Source organism: Micromonospora sp. CPCC 206060, from assembly GCF_036906895.1.
Lineage (GTDB): Bacteria > Actinomycetota > Actinomycetes > Mycobacteriales > Micromonosporaceae > Micromonospora.
In genome coordinates, this window is record NZ_JBAKHU010000049.1 from 43931 (window position 1) to 50286 (window position 6356).

Sequence of the window (6356 nt, forward strand, 5' to 3'; positions counted from 1 at the left end):
CGGAGGCAGCCGTGTCGACGGTGTTCCTCCGCCAGGATCCCGTGGCGATCGGTCAGTCCACGATGTTGACGTAGAAGCTGTCCTGGTCCTCGTAGAGGATCCGGTCCCAGAACAGGTACCAGCGCAGGTAACTACCGGCGCGGCTGTTGTGCTCCGCGTTGACGCCCTGCACGGAGAAGTCCCAGATCGGGCTCGCCGCGCCCTCCATCGTGGCCGCGAACGGGTACTCGTCGCACTGCTCCTCCTCGACCGGCGGCACGAACTGGGCGCACGTCGACCGAACGACCGCCCGGTTCGGTCCCTCGTCCGCCGCCGGGATGCGGTGCAGGCCGTTGTCGGTCGGTGCGCCGTTGCGGTACGCCCCCGGAATCAACTTCGGATCCTGCGAGGGTGGGAAGGTGGTGTCCGGGAAGTACTGCGCCTGCCGGATGTGCAGGGCCACGTCCCGCACACTGACCGCGTTCGGCGCGTTGACCTGGTACGTGAGGTACGGGATCACGTCGTCGTTGATGCACGCCCTGGGCCGGTTGGCGAAGTACGTCGCCGAGTCGCACCGGATGAGGTGGTACGCGGTCTTCCCCGCGTCACTCCAGATGGGCTGCTCGTCGCTGATGATCTCGGCCGTCAGGCGCCACCGGTGCCGTGAGACCAGGTCGGGTTTGGTGCTCTTCGTCTCGTCCGAGGTGATCAGCCAGGTGTTCCAGGTGTCGTCGCCGGTCCACTCGGTGAGCGACTGGTCGACCGGGTCACCGTTGATCCGGCACCCGTCGTCGTGGCCGACGTCGGCGCACTCGGGTACGAGCGAGAAGCGGGTGTCGTCCGGGTCACCGTAGACGCCCCAGTGCGAGCCGACCGAGGTCCGTTTGAGTTCGATCAGGATCGTCCGACCGTAGTAGTCACCCCAGGCCACGGCGACGTACTGGAGGCTGGCCTCGCCTATCAGTTGACCGGAGGTGTCCCACGCCTGTGCGGTGAAGCCGTGCTCCTGGCACCAGATCAGGCGGTGGAACACATGCCCCTGGGATCCGTCCGCCCGTGGGTCGTTCTGACACCGTTCGATGATCGCGTCGGCCGGGTCCGACGCGGGCCGGACCGCACCGGACTGGCCCACCGAGGCCCGTCTGAGTCCGGCCCGGTCGAGCCGGGTCGGATCGCCGATCTGTGCCATGTTGCTGTAGGAGTGGCTGCCCACTGCGGCGGCCGTGGCCCGGCCTGTTGCGAACGTGGCCACTGCCCGGTTGGCCGACGGTGCGCCGGGCTCGATCCCGGCTGCCGATGCTGCGCCGGGCCGCACCATCGCGGTGCCCAGAAGGCCGATGGTGACCAGCGCGGCGATGCCCGCGCGTCGCCGGGCTCGTCGTGTGCTCAAGGTGTCCATCCCCTTTCCTTCGTCGTCGCGATCGACGACCTGCGTGGAGCCGTGGTTTGCCGTCGGTCTGGCCGCCGAGGATTGTTCGGGGTCAGAGGCTGAGAACTGAACAACAACAACCACCAATCACAACGACCGGATACCGGTCGTGGTGTCGTCAGATATCCGTCGATAGCCGTCATGCGCGACAGTCGGTGTTCGTTGATTCAGTCCGTTCGGGGGAGCGGGTCTGGATTCGAAGGTGACGGTGTCGACTGGTGGTACCGACCGGCGGTGCCGGAACCGGTGCCGAACGGCCGATTTCCGGCGCTCGTCCGTACACAGAGGAGGATCGGCCCCCTACTGTGTCTTCCGGCACGCAGCGGATGGATGCTGCCGGGGTCGACCCGGCAGCGCGATCCAGGCGTTTACAGGGGGTTGTCTCGATGCATGTTCGGAGCCGCGTCGTCGCGGGTCTGGTCGCCGGAGTGGTCGTGTTGATCGGCCAACCGGCGGCTGCGGGCACGACGGCGGGCGAGCCCGCGAGGACCAGCGCTCGACCCGTCGTGACAACGGTCGGCGGCGCGGGGGTCCGTACGGTCGCGTTGGCGGCCCAAGCGGTGCCGGGGCACACCCGGCTGGTGCCGAGCACGCCGCGTAACGACGTACCGAGGATCACCGACGGCGAGATCACCGACATCGAGGTGATCGGGAACCGGGTCTTCGTCGCCGGGTCATTCACGTCGATCGCCAACGTCGGCGCGACGCCGGTCGCGCAGCGGTCGCTGGCCTCGTACGACATCGACACGGGCCGGATCGACACCGGCTTCACGCCGACGTTCGACGGATCCGTCGAGGCCATCGAGGCGTCGCCGGACGGATCATCGCTCTACGTCGCGGGGTCGTTCAACACCGTCGGTGGGGTCACCAAGCGCAAGATCGCACGGCTCGACCCGGTCACCGGCGCTCCGGTGGTCGCGTTCACCGCAGCCGGGAACGGACGCGCGACCGCGCTGGCCGTGAGCGGCACCGCCGTGTACGTGGGTGGCCAGTTCACGAAGATCAACGGCGTGACCCGCAGCGGGCTCGCCGCGCTCAACCCCGTCACGGGGGCGGTGGACAGCGGGTTCGACCTGCCCCTGTCCGGCGGTATCGGCGTCGGCGGCATGCTCACCGTGCAGCAGCTCAAGTTGACGCACGACGGCAGCAGGCTGCTGGTGGTCCACACGGGCCGCCAGATCGCGGGCCAGGACCGCTACGGCGTGGGTCTGATCGACGTGACCGCCAAGGCGCTGCTGCCCTGGCGTACCCGCCTGTGGGAGGACTACCTCTCCTTCGTCGGTGGCATCCAGCGGGTCTTCGCCGGTGACATCGCCCCAGACGACTCCTACTTCGTGGTGACCAGCGGCTCGGGCGGCGACCGCCCGCCGATCAACGACACCGCGATCGCGTTCCCGGTGACCGGCAACGACAACGTCGAGCCGATCTGGGTGTCACGTCATTTCGACAGCATCTACTCCGTCGCCATCACCGAAACGGCGGTCTACGTCGGCGGCCACTTCAGCTGGCAGGAGTCGCCGACGTCGCCGGTTCCCTGGCCCGGCCTGGACAACGTCGGGTACGGCACCGGTCAGGGCCTGAGCGGTTACGGTCTCGGTGACCAGGTGGTCCGCCGCGACCACCTGGGCGCGCTCGACCCGGCCACCGGCACAGCGCTCGAATGGAACCCCGGTTCCAGCTCGTACGAGGGGGAGAAGGCGCTCCTGGCCACCCCGCGGGGTCTCTTCGTCGGTGGCGACGGCAACACCAAGGGTGGCCTGCCGGTGGGGCGGGTCGGCTTCTTCGACCTCAGCCGGGTGCCAGCGCCCTCGCCGGTCGACACGACGATCGCCACCCCCATCGAGGGGTCGGTCAAACCCGCCAACGCACCGTTCGTGATCGACGGTGCGGCTTCCGCTCCCTCCGGCATCGCCAAGGTTCAGATCGAGATCCAGAACCGGGACTCCAAGCAGTACCTCCAGGACGACCTCGCGACGTGGGGCGCCTTCAACGGCATCAACGCCACCCTCGCCGCGCCGAACACCCCCTCGACCTCGTGGTCCCTTTCGGTGTCACTGCCCTCCGGTGAGTACCAGGTCCTGGCGAAGACGTTCGGTGTCAACGGCGAGAGCGACACCACGAAGGCCATCAAGAAGATCGAGACCTTCAGCTTCGACGACCTGCCACCCACGACGAATATCACCGCACCGGCCGGCGGGCTGCTGCCCACCCGGAGTTTCGTCGCCACCGGCACCGCCACCGACGACAAGGGTGTCAGCGCGCTGACGTACTCGTTCCGCGACGCGGACAACCGGTACCTCCAGGACGACGGGACGGTCGCCCCGGTCTACAACACCTTCCGCGGTGAGCCGGACGTGATCGGTGCGCTGTCGACCACCTGGCAGGTCGAGGTGGCCCTGCCCGCCGAGGGCGAATGGCGGATGACCGCCACCGCGATCGACACCGCCGGTCAGAGTGACCTGCGGGGTGACACCCGCGACTGGATCGTCTCGGCGACGGGTGTCGCGCCGACGGTGGCCATCAGCACGCCCACGCCGATGGTCCCGCCCACCGCCGCCGCGCCGCTGACCGTCGCGCCGGGCGGCGCGATCACCTTCTCCGGTACCGCCAGCGACGACGGCACCCTGAAGTCGGTCGAGATCTACCTGCGCAACAACACCACCCGGGAATCGCTGGCCGCCGACGGCACCTGGAGCGTCGACTCGGTCACGGCCTACCACCGAGTCTCGCCGACCAACCTCGACGCCGCGTCGTACAACTGGTCCTACACCACGGTGCCCCTCACCCCGGGCGTGTACGACTTCCGGGTGCGGGCCACGGACAACCTGGGCCTGACCACGGCCTCCACCCACCTGGGCCGGCTCACCGTCACCGCCCAGGTGCCCGGGGACGCCTTCCCGAACGGTCTGCTGAGCTTCACCGGTGTCGACCAGAACGTCGAGCAGTTGCACCTCGACCTGGCCGGTACGGCGACCGACGACAAGGGTGTGCAGAGTGTGCGGGTGGCGCTGCGCGACCTGGACACCGGCCGGTACGTGCAGCCGAACGGCACGATGGCGGCGAGCTTCGCCACGGTGAACGCCACGCTCGCCTCGCCGGGCGCGACGAGCACCACGTTCACCCTGCCGATCGACCTGCCGACCCGGGGTGAGTACAGCGTCGAGGCGTGGGCCGTCGACACGGCGGGCCAGCAGGACGGTTCGACCTCGGGCGCCACCGCCCGGTACCTCGTGTATCCGGGTGACCTCGATCCGCGGCTGGAACCGAGCCTCAGCCCGCAGAACGGCGAGGTCTACCCCGATTCGAGGATCGTGGTCACCGGACGTGCCGTGGACGACGTCGGGATGCTTCGGGTGGAGGTCCAGATGATCAACAGCGCGGGCCGGGGAATGAACTCCTCCGGCGTCTTCGTGACGGGCAGCGCTCCCTGGATCTCGACCTTCCTCACCAGCCCGGGGTCCCCGGGGTCGAACTTCGCGTACACGTCGCCGGTGGTTCCGGCGGGTACGTACACCGTCGTGGTCAGGGCGGTCGACAACTACGGGCAGTTGCAGCAGCCGCCGACGACCGTCTCGGTGACCGTGAGCTGAATTGATCGGCGCGGACCGGTCCGCCCCGGGGACGGAGTGCCGGCCCCGACAGCAGACCGGTCCGCGCCGCCGTCAGCTCCCGCCGTCAGTTCCCGTCGGTCGTCTCCCAGGCGGCGGTGACCAGGGCCGGGAGGACCTGTGCGGCGGTACCGCGTAGATTGATGGTGGCGACCGGGTCGAGCGGGGTCGGCTCCGGGTTGACCTGGATCACGGCGGCGCCCGCGCGCGCCGCGATCCGGGGGATCTCGGCGGCCGGGTGCACGACGCCCGAGGTGCCGACCGTCAGCAGCACGTCGCAGTCGGCGGCGGCCTGGACCGCTGCGGTCAACGCCGCCTCGGGCAGGGCCTCACCGAACCACACCACTCCCGGGCGGACGAGCGCGGCGCAGGACGCGCACCGGGGCGGTGGGATCCGGCGGCCTTCGGGTAGTTCGGCGACCTCGCCGTCCGGCGGGTTCGGGAACGTCGCCGGGTGAGCGGCGGCGACGCACCGGGGCGCGAAGAGGCTGCCGTGCAGGTGGATCGCGGCCTGGGTACCGGCTCGTTCGTGCAGGTCGTCGACGTTCTGGGTGATGACGGTGCTGTCGGGGGCCTGGGTGGCGATGGTGGTGATCGCCAGGTGCCCAGGGTTGGGCTCGGCCCGGCGTACCCGCGCGCGGCGCCATTCGTACCAGCCCCAGACCAGGTCCGGATCGGCGTGGAACGCCTCCGGGGTGGCGAGCTGCTCGGCGTCGAACCGGGCCCAGAGGCCGGTGAGGTCGTCCCGGAAGGTGGGGACACCGCTCTCGGCGGAGATTCCCGCACCGGTGAAGACGACGACCCGGTGGGCGTCGCCGAGGATCTGAGCGGCCCGGTGCGACAGAACGCTATCCATACCCAAGATCCTGCGTGACTGGTCAGGTGCTCGTCGGCGGGTCGGCTTGACCTGGGTCGTTCGGGTTGGATCATGGTTGGGTGTCCGGAACGCCGTCCATCGTGGAGCTGCTTGAGCGGCTTGCCCGGTTGGAGGCCCGGGTTCTTGAGTTGGAGCGGGACAACGCCGGGTTGCGGCGGGAAAACGCCGGGTTGCGGCGGGAAAACGCCGGGTTGCGGCGGGAAAACGCCGGGTTGCGGCGGGAAAACGCCGGGTTGCGGCGGGAAAACGCCGGGTTGCGGCGGGAAAACGCCGGGTTGCGGCGGGAAAACGCGGTGTTGCGGGCGGAGAACGCGGATCTGCGGGCTCGGCTCGGGCAGGACTCGTCGAACTCGTCGCGGCCGCCGTCGTCGGATGGGCTGGCCAAGCCGGCGCCGAGGTCGTTGCGGGCGCGTTCGGGTCGGCGGCCGGGTGGGCAGCCTGGTCATGAGGGTCGCACGTTGCG

The 6356-nt window shown here is 69.6% G+C and carries 4 protein-coding genes; 2 read left to right on the top strand and 2 right to left on the bottom strand.

Features of this window, described 5'->3' with window-relative positions:
• Nucleotides 1-52 precede the first annotated feature (52 nt).
• A complete protein-coding gene (locus V6U90_RS24635; protein ID WP_334441179.1) occupies nucleotides 53-1369 on the bottom strand; it encodes a NucA/NucB deoxyribonuclease domain-containing protein in 1317 nt (438 codons plus the stop codon).
• A gap of 545 nt (nucleotides 1370-1914) precedes the next feature.
• On the opposite strand from V6U90_RS24635, the gene V6U90_RS24640 reads away from it, so the two are divergent.
• The gene (locus V6U90_RS24640) at nucleotides 1915-4998 is read left to right on the top strand and encodes a hypothetical protein (RefSeq protein ID WP_334441181.1); all 3084 of its coding nucleotides are present in this window, start codon (nucleotides 1915-1917) and stop codon (nucleotides 4996-4998) included.
• Between the two features lie 85 nt (nucleotides 4999-5083).
• Here V6U90_RS24640 and V6U90_RS24645 read toward each other — a convergent pair whose 3' ends face one another.
• Nucleotides 5084-5872 carry an SIR2 family NAD-dependent protein deacylase gene (locus tag V6U90_RS24645; RefSeq protein WP_334441183.1) on the bottom strand — a complete coding sequence of 263 codons (789 nt, stop codon included), beginning with the start codon at nucleotides 5870-5872 and terminating at the stop codon, nucleotides 5084-5086.
• A 212-nt stretch (nucleotides 5873-6084) separates the two neighbouring features.
• Between V6U90_RS24645 and V6U90_RS24650 the strand changes: the two genes are divergently transcribed.
• Nucleotides 6085-6356 (top strand): DUF6444 domain-containing protein (locus V6U90_RS24650; protein ID WP_334441186.1); only part of this gene is annotated, 272 nt, incomplete at its 3' end.